The organism is Bradyrhizobium elkanii USDA 76, from assembly GCF_023278185.1.
In the GTDB taxonomy this organism is placed as follows: Bacteria; Pseudomonadota; Alphaproteobacteria; order Rhizobiales; family Xanthobacteraceae; genus Bradyrhizobium; species Bradyrhizobium elkanii.
In genome coordinates this window covers 3,941,030-3,962,122 of record NZ_CP066356.1, presented here as the reverse complement: position 1 = coordinate 3,962,122, position 21,093 = coordinate 3,941,030, and the positions used below count along the sequence as shown (strand labels likewise).

Here is a 21,093-nt window from a genome sequence, read left to right as displayed (position 1 = left end):
GATGTCGTCCTGGCGAAAGCCAGGACCCATTCCCCCAAATGGCACTTGTTGCGCGACGCTGGGGCCACGATCCCGCTCACAATCGAATCCAGTGGTAATGGGTCCTGGCTTTCGCCAGGACGACGACCGTATTTGCAGCGACGGCGCAATCCACGCCGCCACATCCCCTCACCTCATCAGCGCCTCGACCTCCTTGCGGAAGGCCTGGCGCGAGCCGTCGCGGGAGTAGAACATGTGGCCGCCGGGATAGACCGCGAGCCTGGTGCGGCTCGGGCCCGCGAAGGCTGGCAACTGGTCGAGGATGATCTTCGAGGCGAAGTACGGCGTGGCGAGATCGAACAGGCCGTGGCCGACCAGGAGTTTCAGGTTGGGGTCGAGCGCCAGCGCCTGGCGGAGCTGCGTCACCGACTCCGCCGGACTGATGCCGTGACCGAACTCCCAGGCCTTGTTCACGCTCTCGCTGAGCAGATGATAGGAGCCGTCCGGCCGCCAGTTCAGCTTGCGCGTGGTGAGGTCGACGGCGGCGCTGGTCAAGGGCGCCATCAGGGGATCGCCGGACGGATCGTTGAAGCGGAAGTAGCTGGAATCCGGATAGGGATCGAAGCCCTCGACCGAGGCGTCGTAGCGGCCGGTGACCTTGCCGTTCTTGCGATCGAACTCGCGGCGGAATTCGCCGATGTCGAAACGGCCGGCGAGCCTGCGGCTCACCGCCTGATCGATCCCGGTCAGGCTTGCGACCTTGTCGGCGAGCCGCGTGGTGGCCTCGGTGTCGGCCTGCCCCCTGACGAGGTCGAGCAGGAAATCGCCGCGCGCGTAACTCTCGACGTCGGCGAGATCCTCGCGCGTCACCGGGCCCTTCGCCTGTCGCGCGACCGCCGCCATGGTCGGCAGGCTTGCGACATATTGCAGGAGGCTGGAGCCGGTATATTCGCGGAAATCGAGCACCGGCGAGATCAGCACCAGGCCGCGGACGCCGACGCCCTGCTGCATCTGCAGATTGCGTACCACCTTGGGTCCGCGAATGCCGCCATAGCTTTCGCCGACGAGATATTTCGGCGAGGTCAGCCGGTCGTATTTCTCCAGCCAGCGGCGGATCACCAGCGCGACCGAATTGGCGTCGCCGTCGACGGTGAAGAAGCGCTTGCGCGCCTCCTCCGACGTCGTGACGAAGCGGCTGTAGCCGGTGCCGACCGGATCGATGAAGACGAGATCGGTGAAATCGAGCCAGGTGTCGGCATTGGCCTGCAGCTCGGGCGCGGCCGAGGACACCGCGCCGTCGAACGGCAGCCGCCACGGCCCGATATTGCCCAATTGCAGCCAGGCCGACGCGGAGCCCGGACCGCCGTTGAACAGGAAGGTCACCGGACGGTTCGCCTTCTCGGCGCCGTCGAGCTGGTAGGACGTATAGGCGATGTCGGCGAGCGGTTCGCCCTTGTCGTCGAACACGCGGATCGAGCCCGCGGTCGCGCTGAAGTTAAGGGTGCGGTTCGGCAGCGCGACCGATTGCTTGGTCGTGGAGTCCGGCGGCAGGCGGTGCTGCTCGGCGGTCGAGCCGCTGGCCGCGGCGTTGGCGCCGGAGCCGGCCTCGCCGCCGCGTCCTGCCCGCCCCTTCTGACCGCTCGGGTTCTGGCCAGCTGGGTTCTGGCCGCCTGGGGCCTGCACGCTCGGCGACGGCGATGGCTGCGGGGTCTCGTCGTCGGCCCGCGCCGCGGTCGCAAGACAGGCCACCAGCAACGCCGCGGCGAGCCGTGTCGCAAGACTGTTAGCCATATCGTTCACTCCCTGCGCCCCGATTTACGCAACCCAGCGGCAAACTGCGCTAGTTTGGCGGCGCCGGCGTGGCATGCGGTCCGTTCCCGGACCATCTCGACAAGGCCGCCCGGGATGTATAGACGAGCGCGGCGTGTTCCGTGCCAAACGAGTTCGTGAGCGAATGGCCAGCTCCAAGCGGTATGACAAGATCGCCTTCGTCGCCAGCGCCAGTGCGGAAGCGCAATCGGCGCTCGAGCAGCTGACGGAAATGTACGGCAACCATCCACCCGCCGATGCCGACGTCGTGGTCGCGCTCGGCGGCGACGGTTTGATGCTGCAGACGCTGCACGCCAACATGCGCAGCGGCAAGCCGATCTACGGCATGCACCGCGGCACCGTCGGCTTCCTGATGAACGAATATTCGACGCATGATCTGCGCACCCGGCTTGCCGCCGCGCGCGAGTCGCTGATCAATCCGCTGCTGATGCGCGCCACCGACATCCACGGCGCCGTGCATCTGCATCACGCCATCAACGAGGTCGCGCTGTTCCGGCAGACCTACCAGGTCGCCAAGCTGCGCATCCTGATCGACGAGCACGAGCGGATGCCCGAGCTGATGGCCGACGGCATCCTGGTGGCGACGCCGGCCGGATCGACCGCCTACAACCTCTCCGCCCAGGGGCCGATCCTGCCGATCAACGCGGCGCTGTTGGCGCTGACCCCGATCAGCGCGTTCCGGCCGCGGCGCTGGCGCGGCGCGCTGCTGCCGAATTCCGCCTTCGTGGTGATCGAGGTGATCGAGGGCGAGAAGCGCCCGGTCGCCGCGGTCGCCGACCATGACGAGGTGCGCGACGTCCGCCGGGTTGAGGTGTTGTCCGACAAGACGATCGCGATGCGGATGCTGTTCGATCCCGGCCACTCGCTGGAAGAACGCATCCTGCGCGAGCAGTTCGGCTACTGACGGCGACGGCTGCCCCTTGCCCGGCAACCAATCATTAACCCCGGGCAGGATATGGTTAACGTCGGGTAATACCGCATTGGCGAGGTAATGCCCTATCAGGGCCGGACCATGTATCGCATCGATTTCAACAAGCTGCGATTTTTGATTTGCGACGACAATCCGCACATGCGCCGCATCCTGCGGACGCTCTTGCATTCGTTCGGCGCGCGCGAGGTGTATGAGGCCGAGGACGGCGCCACCGCGCTCGAGATGTATACGCACTACGTGCCCGACATCGTCATCACCGACTGGTCGATGCCGATCTTCGACGGGCTCGAGCTTGCGCAGATGATCCGGCAGCCGGAATCCAAGGGCAACCCCTACGCGCCGATCATCATGCTGACCGGGCATTCCGAGAAGCGCCGTGTCACCGTGGCGCGCGATGCCGGCGTCACCGAATTTTTGGCCAAGCCGATCTCGGCCAAGGGCCTCTACCAGCGCATCATGAACGTGGTCGCCAATCCGCGCCCGTTCATCAAGACCAAGACCTATTTCGGCCCCGACCGCCGCCGCAACACCACCACCACCTATATCGGCCCCGAACGCCGCGGCAGCGGCGAGGTCGAGGTGCTGCAACAGCCGTCGCTGCTCGAAAAGGCGCGCTCGGCCATCTAGGACACCGCCATGGCGAAAGACAAACCCGGGACGATCGAGGTCAAGAGTTTCGGCACGCACCACGTGATCACGCAGCCCAATCCGCTGCGCAAGATGCTGCTGCGCGTCCCCGAGAGCGATCTCGACGATCCGGTCGGCCGCGCCGAAAAGGCGCTCGCCGGGCTGTCGGGCGAGTTCAAGGAGTGGATGACGATCGAGGCCGACCGCCTCTCCGCCGCGCACGCCACCGTGCTGCGCGAGGGCTTCAGCGACAAGACGCGCGAGGAGCTGTTCCGCGCCGCGCATGACATCAAGGGCGACGCCGCGACATTCGGCTATCCGTCGGCCGCCGCAGCCGCGGAGAGCCTGTGCCGCATCATCGAGCACGCGCCGGATCTCGGCGCCGTGCCGCCGCAGCTGATCGCCCATCACATCAACGCCGTGCAGGCGATCGTGCGCAACCGCACCAAGCTCGACACCGCGGTCGTCGCCGGCGTGCTGAGCAAGCAGCTCCGCGGCATCGCCGATGAATTCCTGACCCACGCCAACCGCGACCGGCCCGAGCACCTCGAGGCGATCCTCGCGCCGAGCATCGTGCCCGGCGAATAGCCGCGCGGCCGGCCGCTCGCGTTGCGGCCGCCTCTCAGGCATCCATCGATCGGAAAGAATCGCGGCCCTCAGGCCGCGATGAGATCGTCGTCGTAAGGCAGCACCGCGATGGCGTCTTCCGCGGCGAGCTCCTCGCAGAACATCCGCGCGTCCTCGCGGGCCGATTCGGTCGCGAAGCGGCGCAGCAGGATCAGGAGCGGCTCGGCCGCCGAATGGTCCGTCTCGCAATGCGTCAGCACCCGCTCCACCATGCGGCGATGCAGCCGCGCCGCACCGTCGCCGCTGTCGACATAGCCGACCTCGTGGCTGGCCTCGAGCGCGACGCGGAACGCGGCGTAGGTGGATTCCGGCAGACCGGCGCGGCGCAGCAGCGCCTGCAGGCCGTTGCCGCCGCGGTCGTTCAACAGCGCGGAGACGCGGCCATAGGGCAGTCCGGACAGTTCGGCGAGCGCCGCCCCAAACAAATCGAGATTGCCCGACAGCAGCGCGCGCAGGATCAGCCCGGCGGTCAATTGCCCGGTGGCGCGCAGATGCATGATCAGGTTCTGCATGTCATCGCCGAAGGCACGCGCGGCGATGTTCACGGTGGAGCGTTCCCTGGCCTCGCCGGCGATGCGGTCGGCCCGATCGCTGCCGAGCCAGTTTCGCGCGACGACGAACTGCGCCAGCGTGTCGGAGAGCTTTGCGACCAGCGCCAGCCGCGTCGCCGACGGCAGGTCTTCCAGCTGCAGCATCGATTCCCTGATGGCGGCGAGATGGCCGTGGCGTTCGACGATGCGATCCCAGGAGAATGGCGCGAGGCCGGCGTAAGGATTTTCGATCAGCTCGAGCGCGGCCGCCGCCGAGCCGACCTCGGCAATCGCGGCGGCGACGGAGGCCGGCAGGTTGATGCGGCGCGCGATCGCGCATTGCATCTCGTCGGAACCGGTGGCGACGATGTCGACGAGGTCGGCATCGATCAGAAGCGGTGAATGTTCCAGCACCGGCAGCGCGATCGCCGGCTGGTCGGCCGACAGCGCCTGCACGATTGCGGCAGGCGCGTCCGCACTGCGCGCGAACACCTCGGCCATCGCCTGCCGTACCAGCGGCGACGGGTCGTCGAGCAGCATCAGCAGCGCGCCTTCGGCTGCGATGCGGTCGTCCTCGGTGAGATCCGAGATGAGCCAGGCCCGGGCCAACGCCCGTGTCGCCTCTGCTCGCTCACCTGCTGGAGCGGTCCTAATCCAACTAATAAATTGCCGAACGATCATGGTCCTGCCGGCTTACGCAACGAAACGGCATCGGCATACGACGCCACTACAAGGAAAAATAAACCATGACGCTTAATAAAGGGTTCACCATAAACGTTTGGGATTATTGACGTTTCGTTAAGACGGCAACGGCGTGCGGCTTCGCGCGCGCGGCAGGGCGGCGCTAGCCGTTGCTGTAGGTGCCGCTCGGATCGCTGAACAGGTCAAGCCGTCCGGGCGCGCGAACCTTTGGCGTCGCCGACGCGGTCAGCGAGGAGGAATTGCCCCACAGCTCCTGCACCGCCGGCGAGATCGGCTCCGAGCGGTCGCCGGCCTGGTAGAGCGAGCGGAAGGCCGGTGCCGGCTGCGCCGATGCGACGGCCGAGGTCGCAGCGACGGGCGTCGCCGACCGGGAGTCCGGGAAGGTCGAGAGATAGGACGCGGTGTCCATGGTCAGCGCTTGTGTGGGCGCGGCGCTTGCGATCGCGTAAGGCGACATGGTGTCGCCGCCCGCCGCGGCGAAGGCGGTGCGCGTGTCCTTGGAGTTCGCGGCCGCGGCGTAGCGCGTGGTCAACACCGAATAGACCTGGCTGACGCTGCGCGCGTTGCCCGACTTGTCGTAGAAGATCGACTGGTTGGCGGCCGCCGCCTTCGGAAACATCGCGGCCGCATTGGCGCTCGGGCTATCCTCGGCGCTCGAGATCAGCTTGCCGGCGCCGCCGACTCCCATGAAGTGGGCCATGTAAAGTTCGGCATCGGTCGGACGGCGGCCGAGCTTGCCGGTGAGCTTGAAGCTGTTGGACTGCGTCAGCACCGCCGCCATCGAGGACGCCGCGTCCGGATCGTCGCGCAGCTTCATGACCGCGGCGCGCGCGGAGGGATCGCCGACCGAATAGCTGCCGTCGGAATTCCTGCTGATGGCGTCGGCATACTGGCCGTAGCCGAGCTGGCTTCCAGCCTCCTTGACGGTGCCGAGCCAGGTCTGGTCGATGAATTGATAAAGTCCATGCGCCGACGAGGTCGTGGCGCCGGCCCGCGGATTGAAATTGGATTCCATCTTCGCGGTCGTGAGCAGATATTCGAAGCTCGTGCCGGTGGTCGCGGCCGCCTGCTTGATCGAGCTCGCGACCTTCAGGCGCGAGGGATCGACACCTGCCGAAGCCGTCGCATTGAAGAGGTCGACCGCCATCTGTCCGGGTGCCTTGCCGGGTGCCGGCAATCGGCACCCATGTCCCGTCAACCTGCCGTAATTATGGTTAATGGCGCGTTAATGGCTCAGGGCTGGGCCTCGTAGTAGTGCGCGACCTGGTCGATCTCCTCGGCCGTCATCTGGCGCGCGATGTTGCGCATCTGCTGACTGATGTCGTTGCGGCGGGCCCCGGATGCAAAGGCCTCGAGCTGCGCCTTGATGTAGACCGCCGACTGGCCGCCGAGCCAGGGGCTTCCCGCCTTGTTGTCGACATCGCCGTGGCAGGAGCCGCAAGGCGCGATGTTGCGCATCGGGGCGCCCGTCACCACGATCGCCGGCGCGGGACGCCCGGTATCCAGATTGTTCGAAGGCACCCGCGGCAGATAGGCGTAATAGGCCGCGACGTCCTTCATGTCCTGATCGCTCATCGCCGCCGCGAACGGGCTCATCACCACGCTGACCCGCGCGCCGGTCTTGAAGTCGTTCAGTTCCTTGTACGTCACCGCGGCAAATTGCCCGGCGAGGTTCGGTGAATGGGCGTCGCTGACGCCCTGCGGTCCGTGGCAGATCGCGCAGCGCTGCGCCAGCGTCGCGCCCCGCCCGATCGAGACCTGATTCACCTTGGTCAGCATCTCCGACGTCATGATGACGTTCGACGTCTTGAAATCCGGCTTGATGCCGGGCTCCTGCACGGCGGCACGCGGAACGCCGGCCGCGCTGCAGATCGCATCCCAGACGCCGGCAAGCTTCAAATTGGGTTGCGCCAGCGGCAACCAGATCAGGCCTGCGACGGCCGACAACACGGCGATGGCGGCCGTGATGCCGACGCTGGCGCCGAACCACGGATTGCGAAGCGAGAACAGCGGCTGGTCGCTCATCGGCCTGCTCCGACATAGACCGCAGGCACGCTGGTCTCGTTCAGCGCCATCAGCTGCGCAATCGGGAAACCATAGTTCACCACGGTGAGGCCGACCATCAATGCGAGCCACAGGCCGAACGAGTTGAGCGCGACCGGAATCCGCGCCGGCATGTGCAACGGCACCGCGAAGCGGTACGCACCAGCCTCGCCCCGCGCGCCGAACTGCCCGCGGATCAACACCAGCAGGAACAGCAGGCCCGACAGCAACAGGATGAATCCGCCGATTGCCGACATCGTGACCGACAAGGCCTGCGGCGAGATCGCCGGGTTGGCATAGTCATAATAGGCCATGCGGCGCGGCATGCCGAGAATACCGACATAGTGCCACGGGAAGGTGGTCACGATCATGCCGATGAACCACAGCCAGAGCTGCGTGCGCATCAGCGCAAAACTGTCCAGCGCCCGGTCGGTCAGATGCGGCCACAGATCATAGGCGATGGCAAAATACATGATGACGATGGCGCCACCGAAGATCAGGTGAAAATGGCCGGTGATCCACTGCGTGTTGTGCACGGTGGCGTCGAGCTGATAGCTCATGTTGATCAGACCGCCGGCGCCTCCGAAGCCGAGCATGACCAGCGACAGCGCCGTCGCCAGCATGATCGGATTGGACCACGGCAGCGCCCCGATCCAGCCAAATGCACCGCGGCCGCCGCGCAGGCGGCTGGCGATCTCCGCCGACGCGCAGATCGTGAACACCGTGAGCAGCGTCGGCAGCGCGACGAGGCCGGTGAACACAGAGTGCATGAACTTGAATCCGGCGCCGACCTGCGGGTCGGCAAACAGATGGTGCACGCCGATCGGCATCGCCACCACGACGAACAGGATGAACGAAATCCGCGCCATCGCGTCGCTGAAGAGCCGGCCGCCGATCGCACGCGGAAAGATCGTATAATAGGCGATGTAGGTCGGGATCAGCCAGAAATAGACGATGGCATGCAGCGTCCAGGAGAAGAAGACACGGGCCAGCCCCGCATCGATCGTCGACTTCAGCCCAAGCGCCACGGGCAGGATCTGGAACAGGATCTCCAGCGCCGCGCCGACCGCGGTCCAGCCCCAGAGCAATGAGCCCGCAACATTGGCATACATCGCAAGCGGCACCGGCTTGCCCGGGTTCTCGCGCTTCCAGATCACGAAATTGGTCACCATCAGCGCGACCCAGATCCATGAGCCGACCACGACCATGACGACGCCGATGTAATAGAAGGGGTTGCCGACCATCGGCGGATAGAAGGTGTAGAGCACCGAGGCGAGCCCGAGCGACACCGGGATCATCGCGACAACGGCACCGACGGCGACCAGGAAGAAGCCCACCCAGGCCCAGCGCCGTCCAACCAGCTCTTTCTCGAGCGAGGCTTCGGTGATCGCGTAGCCGAATCCCATCGCGATCAACGTCGGGAAGACGTATCCCATCGCCGAGCCATGGGCGGTGACCGAGCGATAATAGAACTCGGGATTGAAATGCCAGGCGTTCAACGGGCTGCGCACGAACATCTGCCAGGCGCCGAGCACCAGCGCGACGCCGAACACGATGAAGGCAAGCCAGAAATGCGCCGCGATCAGCCGCTTGTTAATCAACACAGGTCAGCCTCCGCTTCGCTGCCGCCATGTCACGGAACGCAGCCTTGTCGACCACCTTGACCTTGCCCCACATGCCCTGGTGGCCGATGCCGCAGAATTCCTGGCACGGCATCACGTGATCGCCCGGCGCCTTGAAGCGCACCGGCAGGTCGGTGACGTAGCCCGGCACCAGCATCGTGTTGATGTTGGTGCCCTCGATCAGGAAACCGTGGACGACATCGGCGCTGGTGGCGCGGAAGGTGATCGGAGTCTCCGCGGGCACCACGATGCATTGCGGTGTGAAGGAATATTGCTGGCCAATCGCGCGCACGGTGACCGATCCGTCGGCCAGCATTTCGCTGCCGAGATTGCTCTCGACGAATTCGCCCGACAGATGCAGCGTCTTTGGATCGGCGGTTTCGACCCGGCCCTGCGGCATCGTCGCCTGATGGATGCCGATATAGGCCGCCATGCCGACCAGGACGCCGACAATGACGATCGACAGCGTCGCCCAGCGCCGCTCGATCCGTGCGGCAACGGCCTCGCCGAGGCTGTGATCGGTCTCGCTCGCCATCAGGGAACGCTCCGCGGCAGGAAGACCAGCAGGTAGAATGCAAACCACAATCCGACCACGACGGCCGTCGCAACGCCCGCGACCGCGATCGCGCCACCCGGACCGGCGCGGACGATGGTCTCGACATCATCGTCTTCCGAGCCCGATGCCGGCGGTTGCGGCGAAGACGAGTTGATCATGATCGCGCTCCCCCTAACGCGCGACGAGACGAGATTGACTAGTCATCGCGCTTTAGCTCCTTTGTTTGAGCATGATCCGGAAAACCGCTTCGCACTTTTCCGGATCATGCTTTAGTTCAGCGTTGCTGCCCGCAGTTCGTTGGCCTGCCGCGCCGACACCGGCTCGCCGCGATTGCCCCAGGCCGTTCGAATGTAGGTCACGACAGCCGCGACCTCGTCATCCGACAGCTTCTGCGCGAAGGGCGGCATGCCGTGGGGCATCGGATTGCCTGACGTGCCCGGCGGATAACCGCCATTGAGCACCATCCGGATCGGGTTTACCGCGGAGACCATCTGGATCGACTGATTGCCGGCAAGCGGCGGATAATCCGGCGGCATGCCCTGCCCGACCGCGCCATGACAGCTTGCGCAGTCGCGGTCATAGATCGACTTGCCAAAGGACAGCAGCAGACTGCTCTCGGCCGACGGCAGCGAAGTCGACGCCTTTTCCGGAGGACCGCCCTGCGCAAGGCCCTTCAGATAGACCGCCATCGCGCGCGCATCATCATCATTGAGATATTGCAGGCTGTTGTACACGACCTCGGCCATCGGCCCGTACACCGCGCCCTTGGCGGACACGCCCTTGCGCAGATAGTCGACGATCTCCTCGATGGTCCAGTCGCCGAGCCCCGTCTCCTTGTTGGAGGTCAGCGACGGCGCGTACCAGTTCTGCATCGGGATCAGGCCGCCCTCGAAGGCCTGCGACTGCTTGCTGCCGCCGAGCGCATTGATCGGGGTGTGACACATCCCGCAATGACCCAGTCCCTCGACCAGATAGTTACCTCTATTCCACTCCGCCGACTTCGTCGGATCCGGCTTGAACTCGCCTTCCCTGAAGAACAGCGTGCGCCATCCGAGGATCAGCGAGCGGTTGTTGAACGGGAATGTCAGGTCATGCGGCTTGTTGAGCTGCCTCACCGGCGGCACCGTGCGCAAATAGGCGTAGATCGCGTCGCTGTCCTCGCGCGTCACCTTGGTATAGGAGGCGAACGGCATCGCCGGATAGACCAGGCCGCCATCGGGAAAGCGGCCATTGTGCATCATCTGGTAGAACTGATCGGAGGTCCACGTGCCGATCCCGGTCTGCGGATCGGGCGTGATGTTCGACGTGTAGAGCGTGCCGAATGGCGTCTTCATCGGCAGGCCGCCGGCGAAGGTCTTGCCTTCGCGCGCGGTGTGGCAGGCGATGCAATCGCCGGCGCGTGCGAGATACTCGCCCTTGGCGAGGACGGCCGGATCGGCCGCCTTCTGCTGCGCCGATGCCCCAATCGGCGACAGTGCCAGCATCAGTCCGACAAGCAGTCCTGTTAAGGTTCGCGACATCGGCACGATCCCCTCAATGCGGTTCGCTGCCGCATTTGAGCGGCATCGGAAGGCTGCCCCGCGGCGCGAAGGATGGATCGGCTGGCGCCGGACGCGATGACAGGTAGGCTGCCACCGCCTTCACGTCGTCCTCCGTCAGCAGGCTCGCGACGATCTGCATGCAATCGGGAGCGAACGCAGTCCGCGTGCCGTAGCGCCAGCCGCCGAGCTGGCCGCTGATATAGGCCGCGCGCAGGCCAAGCAGGCCGGGAATGCCGGGCTCCATGCCGCCCAATGTGGAACCATGGCAGGCCGAACAGGGCGGAATGCCGTGCTGCGGATCGCCGTTCTTCACGATCTCCTCGCCGCGCGCCAGAATCTCCTTGCTGTCGACCGGCGGGACCGGCGGCGGAAATGCCGGCCTGAGCGAGGCGAAATATTCGGCAATCTTCTTCAGGTAATCGTCGGTCTGAAACTCCAGCAGATAGTTCATCGGCGGATATTTCCGCCGTCCATCCCGGAATGCGATGAGCTGGTTGTAGAGATAGCCCTCCGGCTTGCCGGCCAGCCGCGGGAAATAGGCGTCGCTGGTGCCCTCGCCTTCGGCGCCGTGACAAGGTGCACAGGCAAGGACGCGCGCGGCCATCGTGTCGGGTGCGCGCTCGGTTGTTTGCGATTGCGCTGCACCGATCGGCAATACAACCCAGGCAAGAAACCCAACAAGCGGTATCAGACGATGCGCCACAACTCACCCCCAGCGCGACGATGATGGGGAATTATAGGCACATCGCGAAAGGGGGGGCAACGAAGCGCGACGCTTCGACGCGTCGCATTTGATTCAGATGAAAACGCTATTTGCGATAGACCTGCGCCGGATCGAACAGCTGCTCGGCGTCGACAAAGGACAGGCTGACATGGCCATCCTCGTCCTTCACCGCCCGATAGAAGCAGGAGCGCCGTCCGGTGTGGCAGGCGGCGCCGATCTGCTCGACCTTGATCCACACCGCGTCCTGATCGCAATCCATCCGGATCTCGACCACGCGCTGGGTCTGGCCCGAGCTCTCGCCCTTGCGCCACAGCGCATTGCGCGAGCGGCTGAAGTACCAGCCTTCGCCGGTCGCGATCGTCTTGCGCAGGGCTTCGTCGTTCATGTGCGCGACCATCAGCACATCGCCGGTCGCGGCATCGGTCGCGACGCAGGTCACAAGACCTGCCGCGTCGAATTTGGGCTGGAAGGCCAGCCCCTCCTCGCGGTCGTGATCGTGGGTCGCTGCGGACACGGAAAACCTCGCTCAGGAAAATGCGAGGTTACCGGTTCGGTCCTCGCACCAGGGACAGGAAACGCTGCTGCTCCGCCGGATTGTCGCGGAACATCCCGGTGAAGCGGCTCGTGAAGGTCGATGCACCATGCTTGGCAACGCCGCGCACCGACATGCAGGTATGCTCCGCCTCGATCAGCACGGCAACGCCGCGGGGCTTCAGCACCTCGTCGATCGCAGCCGCGACCTGCGCGGTGAGATGCTCCTGGGTCTGCAGACGGCGGGCGAAGATGTCGGTCAGCCGCGCCAGCTTGGAGAGGCCGACGACGCGCTCCACCGGCGTATAGGCAATATGCGCCTTGCCGTAGAACGGCATCATGTGATGCTCGCACTGCGAGGTGAACTCGATGTCGCGGACGAGGACGAAATCGTCGTAGCCGGCGGTCTCGCCGAAGGTGCGGTTCAGCACCTCGGCCGGGCACTGGTGGTAGCCCTGATAAAGTTCGTCATAGGCCTCGACGACCCGGCGCGGCGTGTCGAGCAGGCCCTCGCGGCCCGTGTTCTCGCCGATATAGGCGAGCAGCGTCTTGACGGCGTCCTCCGCCTCCGCCCGCGACGGGCGCGGCTGATCGGCACGAACGGCCGCCGTCATGAATTCTGAGGGGTCGAGCTCGCCGGGCTTCGCGTCGGCCGGCTTGTTGGGGCGAATCGATTTGATCAAGGCGTCCATGTCTTCTCCGTTCGACCGGCCCTCGGATTTGACCTTGGTCCGGATGTGTCACCGGGCAGACGGGGCGGATGGTTCGACCGCCGGGCGCCTGAGTCCCATTATTGTAGCACCGCCGCGGCGGAGGTGGGCCGCGCTGGCTGCATGGCCGGGCTATGTTTCCGGCGTTGCCGCCCATATATAGGGCGGTGCAACCCAGCCGCCAAGAGCGCCCGGCACGGCCGGAACCAGGCATCTGTCCTCATGCTGAACGACATTTACAACAAGCGGATCATCGAGTTGGCCGGCAATATTCCGCGCCTCGGACGGCTTGCCGACCCGGACGCCAGCGCCACCGCCCACTCCAAATTGTGCGGTTCGACCGTCAAGGTCGACCTCAAGATGGACGGTCCCGTGGTGACGGACTTCGCCCATGATGTGAAGGCCTGTGCGCTCGGCCAGGCCTCCTCCTCGATCATGGCAAGCCAGGTGGTGGGCTCGACCGCGGACGAGTTGCGCGAATTGCGCGAGACGGTCCGCAAGATGCTGAAGGAAAACGGCCGGCCCCCGCAGGGCGGCAAATGGGCCGATATCGCGCTGCTTGAGCCGGTGCGCGACTACAAGGCCCGCCATGCCTCGACCTTGCTGACCTTCGATGCCGTGGTCGATGCGATCGGCCAGATCGAGGCCAAGGCGAAGCAGCCGGCGTAAGCCTTACTTCCGCCGGCTCACGTCCTACTGCGCGGGCTGGACCGGCGCCGGCGCCGGCGCTGCGTTGCCGCCGGTCGGCACCACGGCCTCGGCGGTCTTGGTCGCTCTCGCCGCCTGTGGCGCCTCGCCCTCCATCGTGCTGCTCACGAAGCGATCGTTGTTCTTCGGCTTCGCCTCGGCGACGGGAATTGCGTTGTCCTTGCTGTTGTCCTGCCGCGGCAGCACGTCGGCAACCGCATCGGTGGTGATGAGGTTGGTCAGCCGCAACTCGGCCGCCGACAATTCGTGCAGGTCTTCCCACGGCGGCACGCTGAGCGAGAGCGCCAGCAGATCACCCGCGCCGCCCATATCGAAGGTGTACTTGGCAAGACGGCCGATATCGCGCTCGACGATCATCAGGTCCTGCGCGGTGTAGCTCGCGGCCTTGGCGTCGTCGGCGCGATCGCCCATCCAGATCTGATGCACGCGGACATGGGCGGCCGGCGGAACGTAGCGCGTCTTGCCGGACAGCAGCAGGAACACGCACATCGACTCGCAATAGGCATCCGGCAGAACGCTCGCGCGGCCGCTCTGCGCGGCCTGATTGACGACGCTGGTGCCGACCGTGGTCAGCACGCCGAGACCGCGGAAGCGGCGGCCGAGCGCGATCGCGTCGTTGACCGAGCCGCCGCTGGAGTCGAGCACGATGGTGGCGCCGTTGAGCTGGCGGCCGCGCGCGAACTCGTCGAATTCCCTCGGACTATCGGCCGTGATGATGCCGACCGCGGACACCCAGCCGCGGCAATTCGGCTGGCAGGCGATCCAGCTGAACTTCATCGGCAGCTTGCGCTCTTCGAGGGTCGAATTGGCCTGCGCGGAACCGCCCGCCATGGCGGCGGTGCCGGAAGCTGCGAAGCAAAGAGCAACGGCGCCGGTAAGCGCCCAACTGCGCAACGAGAGCGACTTGACGAGCCTCAATTTGGTTCCTTCCCCCAAGCCCTTGGTGATGCGAGCGGTGGCAATGGCCCCATGGCAATGCGCCACGATTCTGTCAGCGGCGCGTTATGGGAACGGTAGCGTTGCTGACCCGGACCGTCCATAGAGCCCTTGCTGCAGCGCCATCGGTGCTGTGCAATAATAACGAACTGTGGCGTAAATATCTGCAACAAAACAGTTCCTTGGCTTGGAACCCCCGCAAGACTACGTACATACTTGCGTATGCCGCCGACAGACCATTCAACGACACACCATTCACGATGCATGGACTGTGCCAGCACCATGCGCCGCTTGCCGCGCAACTTCGGCCGCGCCCTGATCTGGATCTACCGGCACACGCTGTCGCCGCTGGTCGGCTACAACTGCCGGCATCTGCCGACCTGTTCGGTCTACGGCGACGAGGCGATCGAACGTTTCGGCCTGTGGGGCGGCGGCTGGATGACGCTGGCGCGGCTGCTGCGCTGCCAGCCCTGGGGAACATCCGGGATCGATAATGTCCCACTGACGAAGCCGCCCGGGGCACGCTGGTACTTGCCCTGGCGCTATGGCCGCTGGCGCGGCGTCAACGAGGGTTGACGCGGCGTCAACGACAATTGATCGGTTGCTGCGGCAGGTCCAAGCGCGGCGCGCAGTGCTGCCCGGCGGAACTGTGGCGATAGTTGGCGCATTGTTTCGTTGCCCCTTTGGGGAGGAAACAACAATGCGCTGGAAAATCAGCCACAACGGTCATGATCCCCGGCAGATCGACTTGCTGGCCGTGCTTGCCTTGCTCGTCGTGATCGTCGCCGCCTACGGCTACTTCACCCACAATCCGAACAAGCCGAGCACGACGGCGTTCATCGTGCCCAGCCAGAGCGTGAGGTGGTGACGCGCAGTCGAGCTCCAGGATGGTCCTCACGCGGATCGTTGATTGGGATGCTCTCGCGAACACAAGCGTGAAAGCCAGCCGTTCACTCGGCTGCGGCGGTGGCGGCCGTCCGTCGCGGCCGCGTGATGATTACGACCGCGAGCGCCGCCGCGACGAAGACCGTGGCCACGTAGCCTGCGCTGTGCAGCCATTCGCGGGCGAACAGCAAGCCACCGATCGCGGAGCCGATGGCCTGGCCGATATACAGCACCGAGGTATTGAGCGAGACCGACGCCGAAGCGAGCGCCGGCGCCGCACCGACCAGGCGTACCTGCTGCATCGAATTGGTCGATGCAAAGCCGAGGCCCCACACCGCGACGGAGGCGGCCATCAGGGCGTAGGCCCCGGCGCTCAGTGCCCAGCCGGCTACGCCTGCGAGCAGCAGCACGGTGAACAGGACCGAGGTTTTCCAGGCGCCCCACGAGTCCACCACGCGCGTTGCGATCACGATGCCGACGAACCCGAAGATGCCGTAGAGCGCGAACACGATCCCGACGGCGTCCGCATTGGCGCCGGTCAGTTTGGCGAGCAGCGGCCCCATGAAGGTGAACACCACGAACTGGCCGGACATCTGCAGCGTCGTGATCGACAGCAGCAGAATGACCATCGGATTGCGACCGAGATCGACCCAGGTTCTGAGGTCAACCGGCGCGCCGTGCAGTCCGCCTGGTAACCGCCACCACAGCAGCAGGGAACTCACAAGCCCTGTCAGCGCGATCGCGCCATAGGTCACGCGAAAGCCGTAGCGGCTTGCGATGAAGGTGATCAGCGGCAGCCCGATCGCGGCGGCAAGCGACCAGCCGAGGAAGATGTAGGCTATCGTGCTGCCGCGCTTCTCCACCGGCACGATCAGTGCCGCGGTGCCCGCCGCCTGCGGCGTGTAGAGCACGCCGACCGCGAGCATCACCAGCCGAATGATCAGGAGGCTGTCGTAGTTCGGCGCGAAGGCGGAGGCCGCATTGGTCAGCGTCAGCACCAGCAGCGTCGCCGTCAGCAGCGCCCGCCGCTCGATCCGGCTGGTCAGCCACGCCGTCACCGGCGAGCCCACGCACAGCACGATCGCGCCGAAGGTGATCAGGAGACCCGCGGTATGGATCGTGACGCCGAGTCCGTCGGACAACTCCGCCAGCATGCCGGCCGGCGCCAGCACCGAGCAGCCGGTGACGATATTGCCGAGCATCAATGCGGTGGGAGCGAAGCGTTTCACGCCGCGTTGTTAGCAGACTCCAAGATCAATGCAACTGCATCTAAATGCATGACACCTGATCGAACGGCGCCTCTTGCGCTCATGGCGACGGCGACGACGCCGGCACCGCACTGACGCTCGGCGACGCGGCAGCCGGCAACGGGCTCGCAGGCTTCGGACCGGCGGTCGCCGCCGGGCACGATGCCAGAAGCTGCGTCCACCCCTGCTCCAGCCCGGTGGTGTCGATATCGAATGTTGCCAAGCCGGATTTGCCGTCAGGCTTGGTATCGGACTTGCCGTCGGTTGCCGGCGCGCTTTCGCCGATCTGCAGATGCGGGGCCGCGAGCATCGCCTTGACGGTGTCGGAGGTCACCGCCTCGCTCCAGACCTCGTATTTGCCGAACCGCGCCGACCGGCCGAATGCGACGGTCCTGGTCGCGCCGGCCATCATCGCCACCGTGCTCTTGCCGGCTGCCCCCTCCTCGAACTCGCGCACGAACATCAGCCGCCCGCGATCCTTGCTCTCGCAGAACAGCCGCCACTCCATCATGCGGAACGAGCTGCCGTCGGCTCTTTTCTGCTGCACGATCTTGCGAACATAGGGCCGTGTCTCCTTCTCCACCGCCCACAGGGTTTCCGGCAGCGGCCGCGTATCGATGCCGAATCGATAGAGCTCCGGCCGCGTCAACACGTGCAGGTCCTCGAACTTCACGGACTTGATGAGGTCGCTGAGCTCATGGCTGATGCCCATCGCCGCGAGGAAGACATTGCGGTCGCGGTCGGCGCTCACCATCTCGCGTCGTCTGAAGTCGGCGACGACCTGCGCCGGCGGATGCCCGTGGACGACGAACATCAGCTTGGAGTTATGCACCGCGAGCACTGAGTCAGGCGCCACTTCGCGGCTGGTCGCGCCCAGGAACAGATAGGCGCAGGCCGACACGCACATCGCGTTGCGCGTGGTGAGCTCGGCCTCGACCTCGCCTTTGGCAGCCTTGATCTTCAGGCAGGCGGCGTCGACCTGCGTGCCTGTGGAACAGGCCGGCACGATGGTACGGCCGACCCGGGCGATGGCCTTGTGCGCGCGCAGGAACCGCGCGATCCCATAGGACTGCTCGACGTTTCCGCCCGGCGAATGAAGGTAGATCGGAAGCTGCCGGTCCTTGATCGGAAAGAGGAAGGTGCGAATCCGCTGCGCGGCTTCCCGATCGATCTCGCCTTCGATCGCGATCCAGCGATCGCAGCCGGCGCCGCAGGCATTCGCCGGTCCCTTGGCGAGATAGATGGTCAGCTTTTTCGCGAATCCGGCCTTCTGGACCGGTGTTTCTTCCGCCCGCAACACGCCCGGGATCAGAAGCAACGCCACGAAAAACAGGAGACGGGAAAACATGAACCTTGCGGATTGCGCGATGGCGGAAAAATGGACGCCGGACGTTAGACGATGATCGGCAGCGTCGCAACGCGTCAGCTGCAGGCAAGCGTCCCTCGATTCGGTGCGGCCGGCGGCCCATTTTCTTGATATTGCCGGATTGCAGGCGTCAAATCCCCTGCTATACCGCTGCTTTCCGCTTACCTGCGCTCGTTCGCAGGAGTGAGCTACAGGAGACACCATGGCCGATACGCCACCCAAATCCGAATCCGGATTCCAGTACAGCCTCTCTAACCTCAAACCCGCAGAACCCGTGAACAAGATCGCCCTCACCTTCCCTGATGGAGCGAGGCGCGATTTCCCGAGAGGGACCACCGGTCTCGACATCGCCAAAGGCATTTCGCCCTCGCTCGCCAAGCGCACCGTCGCGATGGCGCTCGACGGCACGCTTGCCGACCTCAACGATCCGATCGAGGCCGACGCCAAGATCGAGCTGATCGGCCGCGAAGACCCGCGCGCGCTGGAACTGATCCGGCACGATGCCGCGCATGTGCTGGCGGAGGCTGTGCAGTCGCTGTGGCCGGGCACCCAGGTCACGATCGGCCCGGTGATCGAGAACGGCTTCTACTACGACTTCTTCCGCAACGAGCCGTTCACTCCGGAAGATTTTGCCGCGATCGAGAAACGAATGCGCGAGATCGTCGCGCGCGACAAGCCGTTCACCAAGGAAGTCTGGGATCGCGAGAAGACCAAGCAGGTGTTCCGCGACAAAGGCGAGGCCTTCAAGGTCGAGCTGGTCGACGCGATTCCCGGCAACGAGCCGATCAAGATCTACTTCCAGGGCGACTGGTTCGATCTGTGCCGCGGCCCGCACATGACCTCGACCGGCAAGATCGGCAACGCCTTCAAGCTGATGAAGGTGGCGGGCGCGTATTGGCGCGGCGACTCCAACAATCCGATGCTGACCCGCATCTACGGCACGGCATTCGCCAAGCAGGAAGACCTCGACGCCTATCTCAAGCAGATCGAGGAAGCCGAGAAGCGCGACCACCGCAAGCTCGGCCGCGAGCTCGACCTGTTCCACTTCCAGGAGGAAGGCCCGGGCGTGGTGTTCTGGCACCCCAAGGGCTGGACCGTCTTCCAGCAGCTGATCGCCTATATGCGGCGCCGGCTGCTCGGCGACTACAACGAGGTCAACGCCCCGCAGATCCTCGACAAGGCGCTGTGGGAGACCTCGGGCCATTGGGACTGGTATCGCGAGAACATGTTCGCGGCGCAGTCCGCCGGCGACGAGGCCGAGGACAAGCGCTGGTTCGCGCTGAAGCCGATGAACTGCCCGGGCCATGTGCAGATCTTCAAGCACGGGCTGAAGAGCTACCGCGACCTGCCGTTGCGGCTCGCCGAATTCGGCGTCGTGCATCGCTACGAGCCGTCGGGCGCGATGCACGGCCTGATGCGGGTGCGCGGCTTCACCCAGGACGACGCCCATGTGTTCTGCACCGAGCAGCAGCTCGCCGATGAGTGCCTCAAGATCAACGATCTGATCCTGTCGACCTATGCCGATTTCGGCTTCGACGGCGAGCTCACGGTCAAGCTCTCGACGCGGCCGGAGAAGCGGGTCGGCACCGACGAGATGTGGGATCACGCCGAGCGCGTGATGGCGACGGTGCTGTCGGAGATCAAGGCCAAGGGCAGCAACCGCATCCGGACCGAGATCAATCCGGGCGAAGGCGCGTTCTACGGACCGAAGTTCGAGTATGTGCTGCGCGACGCCATCGGCCGCGACTGGCAGTGCGGCACGACCCAGGTCGACTTCAACCTGCCGGAGCGGTTCGGCGCGTTCTACATCGATCACGACGGCTCGAAGAAGGCACCCGTCATGGTGCACCGCGCGATCTGCGGTTCGATGGAGCGCTTCATCGGCATCCTGATCGAGCACTATGCCGGCAACTTCCCGCTCTGGCTGGCGCCGACCCAGCTCGTGGTCACGACCATCACTTCCGAAGGCGACGAATACGCCAAGGTGGTGGCGGCCGCTGCGCGCCGCGCCGGGCTGCGGGTCGAGATCGACCTGCGCAACGAGAAGATCAACTACAAGGTCCGCGAGCACTCGCTGGCCAAGATCCCGGCCCTGCTCGTCGTCGGCAAGAAGGAAGCCGAGACCCACTCGGTCTCGGTCCGCCGCCTCGGCAGCGAGCGGCAGACCGTGATGCCGACCGATGAGGCGATCGCCGCGCTGGTGGATGAGGCGACGCCGCCCGACGTGAAGCGGGCGCGATCCGTCGCCTGATCTTCACAATCGGTCTAAACTGGCTTTCATTGGTTTGGTCGTGCCCCCATCTTGGGGGCACGACTCCCCTTGAAGGACATTTCCGTGCCCGATGCCATTGAACTCCTGAAGACGCGCCGCTCGATGAAACCGCGCGAGATGACCGGCCCGGGCCCGTCCGCGGCCGAGCTCGAGACCATTTTGACGATCGGCGCGCGCGTGCCCGACCACGGCAAGCTCGCGCCCTGGCGCTTCATCGTGTTCGAGGGCGATGCCCGCGCGCGGGCCGGCGACGTGATCGCAAAGGTCTTCGCCCGGAAGAATCCCGGGGCGCCGGCCTCCGACATCGAGGTCGAGAAGAAACGCCTGACCGACGCGCCGCTGGTGATCGGCGTGGTCTCCTTCACCAAGCCGCACCCGAAGGTACCGCCGTGGGAGCAGGAATTGTCGGCGGGCGCCAGCGCGATGAACATCGTCACCGCGGCGACCGCGCTCGGCTACGGCGCCTGCTGGCTGACCGGCTGGTTCGCCTTCGACCGCGACGTGCTCGACGGCCTCGGCCTCAAGCCGGACGAGAAGCTCGCCGGGTTCATTCACATCGGCACCCCGACCAAGCCGAGCGAGGACCGCCCGCGCCCGGCCCTGTCGGATATCGTGACGCGGTTCTAGACGGGGCGCCCCCCTGTGGCGACCTTGTAGCCCGCATGAGCGCAGCGATATGCGGGACTTTGGCCCCGGGTGTCGCTCCGCTCACCCGGGCTACGAGGG

Annotated in this window: 22 protein-coding genes; 8 read left to right on the top strand and 14 right to left on the bottom strand. The window is 65.5% G+C overall.

What is annotated here, in order from left to right; all coding sequences use genetic code 11:
• Window positions 1-168 precede the first annotated feature (168 nt).
• Window positions 169-1,770 (bottom strand): S10 family peptidase, encoded by a 1,602-nt coding sequence (locus JEY66_RS19105; protein ID WP_018272278.1) that lies wholly within the window; start codon window positions 1,768-1,770, stop codon window positions 169-171.
• Between the two features lie 163 nt (window positions 1,771-1,933).
• On the opposite strand from JEY66_RS19105, the gene JEY66_RS19100 reads away from it, so the two are divergent.
• The 3 genes from JEY66_RS19100 to JEY66_RS19090 all read left to right on the top strand — a co-directional run bounded on the left by JEY66_RS19100 (window position 1,934) and on the right by JEY66_RS19090 (window position 3,955).
• Complete coding sequence (locus JEY66_RS19100; protein WP_016843906.1) at window positions 1,934-2,713, top strand: NAD kinase; 780 nt, start codon at window positions 1,934-1,936, stop codon at window positions 2,711-2,713.
• 108 nt (window positions 2,714-2,821) lie between these two features.
• Window positions 2,822-3,367, top strand: coding sequence for a response regulator (locus JEY66_RS19095; RefSeq protein ID WP_026192935.1), 546 nt, complete (start codon window positions 2,822-2,824; stop codon window positions 3,365-3,367).
• Between the two features lie 9 nt (window positions 3,368-3,376).
• Complete coding sequence (locus JEY66_RS19090) at window positions 3,377-3,955, top strand: Hpt domain-containing protein (protein ID WP_016843908.1); 579 nt, start codon at window positions 3,377-3,379, stop codon at window positions 3,953-3,955.
• Window positions 3,956-4,023: 68 nt separating this feature from the next.
• On the opposite strand, the gene JEY66_RS19085 is transcribed toward JEY66_RS19090, so the two are convergent.
• The 10 genes from JEY66_RS19085 to folE all read right to left on the bottom strand — a co-directional run bounded on the left by JEY66_RS19085 (window position 4,024) and on the right by folE (window position 12,935).
• Window positions 4,024-5,205, bottom strand: coding sequence for a DUF2336 domain-containing protein (locus JEY66_RS19085; RefSeq protein ID WP_026192936.1), 1,182 nt, complete (start codon window positions 5,203-5,205; stop codon window positions 4,024-4,026).
• A 163-nt stretch (window positions 5,206-5,368) separates the two neighbouring features.
• Window positions 5,369-6,373, bottom strand: coding sequence for a transglycosylase SLT domain-containing protein (locus tag JEY66_RS19080; protein ID WP_018272280.1), 1,005 nt, complete (start codon window positions 6,371-6,373; stop codon window positions 5,369-5,371).
• Window positions 6,374-6,459: 86 nt separating this feature from the next.
• Window positions 6,460-7,251, bottom strand: a complete 792-nt coding sequence (locus JEY66_RS19075) for a c-type cytochrome (RefSeq protein ID WP_016843911.1) — start codon at window positions 7,249-7,251, stop codon at window positions 6,460-6,462.
• Window positions 7,248-8,873 (bottom strand): b(o/a)3-type cytochrome-c oxidase subunit 1, encoded by a 1,626-nt coding sequence (locus tag JEY66_RS19070; protein WP_016843912.1) that lies wholly within the window; start codon window positions 8,871-8,873, stop codon window positions 7,248-7,250. Before JEY66_RS19070 ends, JEY66_RS19075 begins: the two co-directional genes overlap by 4 nt.
• Entirely contained in the window at window positions 8,863-9,426 is a 564-nt protein-coding gene (locus JEY66_RS19065) for a cupredoxin domain-containing protein (RefSeq protein ID WP_016843913.1), read from the bottom strand. The genes JEY66_RS19070 and JEY66_RS19065 overlap by 11 nt, the downstream gene beginning before the upstream one ends.
• Entirely contained in the window at window positions 9,426-9,605 is a 180-nt protein-coding gene (locus tag JEY66_RS19060; protein WP_018272282.1) for a hypothetical protein, read from the bottom strand. The genes JEY66_RS19065 and JEY66_RS19060 overlap by 1 nt, the downstream gene beginning before the upstream one ends.
• A gap of 111 nt (window positions 9,606-9,716) precedes the next feature.
• A complete protein-coding gene (locus JEY66_RS19055) occupies window positions 9,717-10,967 on the bottom strand; it encodes a c-type cytochrome (RefSeq protein ID WP_026192938.1) in 1,251 nt (416 codons plus the stop codon).
• 13 nt (window positions 10,968-10,980) lie between these two features.
• On the bottom strand, window positions 10,981-11,592 hold the full coding sequence (locus JEY66_RS19050) for a c-type cytochrome (RefSeq protein WP_016843916.1): 612 nt from the start codon (window positions 11,590-11,592) through the stop codon (window positions 10,981-10,983).
• A 205-nt stretch (window positions 11,593-11,797) separates the two neighbouring features.
• A complete protein-coding gene (gene hisI, locus JEY66_RS19045; protein WP_018272284.1) occupies window positions 11,798-12,226 on the bottom strand; it encodes a phosphoribosyl-AMP cyclohydrolase in 429 nt (142 codons plus the stop codon).
• 28 nt (window positions 12,227-12,254) lie between these two features.
• A complete protein-coding gene (gene folE / locus JEY66_RS19040) occupies window positions 12,255-12,935 on the bottom strand; it encodes a GTP cyclohydrolase I FolE (protein ID WP_016843918.1) in 681 nt (226 codons plus the stop codon).
• A 240-nt stretch (window positions 12,936-13,175) separates the two neighbouring features.
• On the opposite strand from folE, the gene JEY66_RS19035 reads away from it, so the two are divergent.
• Window positions 13,176-13,622: an iron-sulfur cluster assembly scaffold protein gene (locus JEY66_RS19035; protein WP_016843919.1), complete on the top strand. Its 447-nt coding sequence runs from the start codon at window positions 13,176-13,178 to the stop codon at window positions 13,620-13,622.
• 24 nt (window positions 13,623-13,646) lie between these two features.
• On the opposite strand, the gene JEY66_RS19030 is transcribed toward JEY66_RS19035, so the two are convergent.
• Window positions 13,647-14,579 carry a COG3904 family protein gene (locus JEY66_RS19030; protein WP_026192940.1) on the bottom strand — a complete coding sequence of 311 codons (933 nt, stop codon included), beginning with the start codon at window positions 14,577-14,579 and terminating at the stop codon, window positions 13,647-13,649.
• Between the two features lie 300 nt (window positions 14,580-14,879).
• On the opposite strand from JEY66_RS19030, the gene yidD reads away from it, so the two are divergent.
• Window positions 14,880-15,173 (top strand): membrane protein insertion efficiency factor YidD, encoded by a 294-nt coding sequence (gene yidD, locus JEY66_RS19025; protein WP_370168221.1) that lies wholly within the window; start codon window positions 14,880-14,882, stop codon window positions 15,171-15,173.
• 124 nt (window positions 15,174-15,297) lie between these two features.
• Window positions 15,298-15,465 (top strand): hypothetical protein, encoded by a 168-nt coding sequence (locus tag JEY66_RS19020; protein WP_016843922.1) that lies wholly within the window; start codon window positions 15,298-15,300, stop codon window positions 15,463-15,465.
• 82 nt (window positions 15,466-15,547) lie between these two features.
• Here the strand turns inward: JEY66_RS19020 and JEY66_RS19015 are convergent, their stop codons facing one another.
• Window positions 15,548-16,684, bottom strand: coding sequence for an MFS transporter (locus tag JEY66_RS19015; protein ID WP_051110191.1), 1,137 nt, complete (start codon window positions 16,682-16,684; stop codon window positions 15,548-15,550).
• A gap of 106 nt (window positions 16,685-16,790) precedes the next feature.
• Window positions 16,791-18,077: a COG3904 family protein gene (locus JEY66_RS19010; protein WP_018272288.1), complete on the bottom strand. Its 1,287-nt coding sequence runs from the start codon at window positions 18,075-18,077 to the stop codon at window positions 16,791-16,793.
• Window positions 18,078-18,297: 220 nt separating this feature from the next.
• Between JEY66_RS19010 and thrS the strand changes: the two genes are divergently transcribed.
• The gene (thrS, locus tag JEY66_RS19005; protein ID WP_026192942.1) at window positions 18,298-20,346 is read left to right on the top strand and encodes a threonine--tRNA ligase; all 2,049 of its coding nucleotides are present in this window, start codon (window positions 18,298-18,300) and stop codon (window positions 20,344-20,346) included.
• Window positions 20,347-20,430: 84 nt separating this feature from the next.
• A complete protein-coding gene (locus JEY66_RS19000; RefSeq protein ID WP_026192943.1) occupies window positions 20,431-20,994 on the top strand; it encodes a nitroreductase family protein in 564 nt (187 codons plus the stop codon).
• Window positions 20,995-21,093: the final 99 nt, after the last annotated feature.

What these genes read in the sequence shown, in the direction of transcription:
- JEY66_RS19105 (WP_018272278.1), bottom strand. Translation starts at nt 1,770, where the DNA reads ATGGCTAACAGTCTTGCGACACGGCTCGCCGCGGCGTTGCTGGTGGCC.
- JEY66_RS19100 (WP_016843906.1), top strand. Translation starts at nt 1,934, where the DNA reads ATGGCCAGCTCCAAGCGGTATGACAAGATCGCCTTCGTCGCCAGCGCC.
- JEY66_RS19095 (WP_026192935.1), top strand. Translation starts at nt 2,822, where the DNA reads ATGTATCGCATCGATTTCAACAAGCTGCGATTTTTGATTTGCGACGAC.
- JEY66_RS19090 (WP_016843908.1), top strand. Translation starts at nt 3,377, where the DNA reads ATGGCGAAAGACAAACCCGGGACGATCGAGGTCAAGAGTTTCGGCACG.
- JEY66_RS19085 (WP_026192936.1), bottom strand. Translation starts at nt 5,205, where the DNA reads ATGATCGTTCGGCAATTTATTAGTTGGATTAGGACCGCTCCAGCAGGT.
- JEY66_RS19080 (WP_018272280.1), bottom strand. Translation starts at nt 6,373, where the DNA reads ATGGCGGTCGACCTCTTCAATGCGACGGCTTCGGCAGGTGTCGATCCC.
- JEY66_RS19075 (WP_016843911.1), bottom strand. Translation starts at nt 7,251, where the DNA reads ATGAGCGACCAGCCGCTGTTCTCGCTTCGCAATCCGTGGTTCGGCGCC.
- JEY66_RS19065 (WP_016843913.1), bottom strand. Translation starts at nt 9,426, where the DNA reads ATGGCGAGCGAGACCGATCACAGCCTCGGCGAGGCCGTTGCCGCACGG.
- JEY66_RS19060 (WP_018272282.1), bottom strand. Translation starts at nt 9,605, where the DNA reads ATGATCAACTCGTCTTCGCCGCAACCGCCGGCATCGGGCTCGGAAGAC.
- JEY66_RS19055 (WP_026192938.1), bottom strand. Translation starts at nt 10,967, where the DNA reads ATGTCGCGAACCTTAACAGGACTGCTTGTCGGACTGATGCTGGCACTG.
- JEY66_RS19050 (WP_016843916.1), bottom strand. Translation starts at nt 11,592, where the DNA reads ATGGCCGCGCGCGTCCTTGCCTGTGCACCTTGTCACGGCGCCGAAGGC.
- folE (WP_016843918.1), bottom strand. Translation starts at nt 12,935, where the DNA reads ATGGACGCCTTGATCAAATCGATTCGCCCCAACAAGCCGGCCGACGCG.
- JEY66_RS19035 (WP_016843919.1), top strand. Translation starts at nt 13,176, where the DNA reads ATGCTGAACGACATTTACAACAAGCGGATCATCGAGTTGGCCGGCAAT.
- yidD (WP_370168221.1), top strand. Translation starts at nt 14,880, where the DNA reads ATGCGCCGCTTGCCGCGCAACTTCGGCCGCGCCCTGATCTGGATCTAC.
- JEY66_RS19020 (WP_016843922.1), top strand. Translation starts at nt 15,298, where the DNA reads ATGCGCTGGAAAATCAGCCACAACGGTCATGATCCCCGGCAGATCGAC.
- JEY66_RS19015 (WP_051110191.1), bottom strand. Translation starts at nt 16,684, where the DNA reads ATGCTCGGCAATATCGTCACCGGCTGCTCGGTGCTGGCGCCGGCCGGC.
- JEY66_RS19010 (WP_018272288.1), bottom strand. Translation starts at nt 18,077, where the DNA reads ATGTTTTCCCGTCTCCTGTTTTTCGTGGCGTTGCTTCTGATCCCGGGC.
- thrS (WP_026192942.1), top strand. Translation starts at nt 18,298, where the DNA reads ATGGCCGATACGCCACCCAAATCCGAATCCGGATTCCAGTACAGCCTC.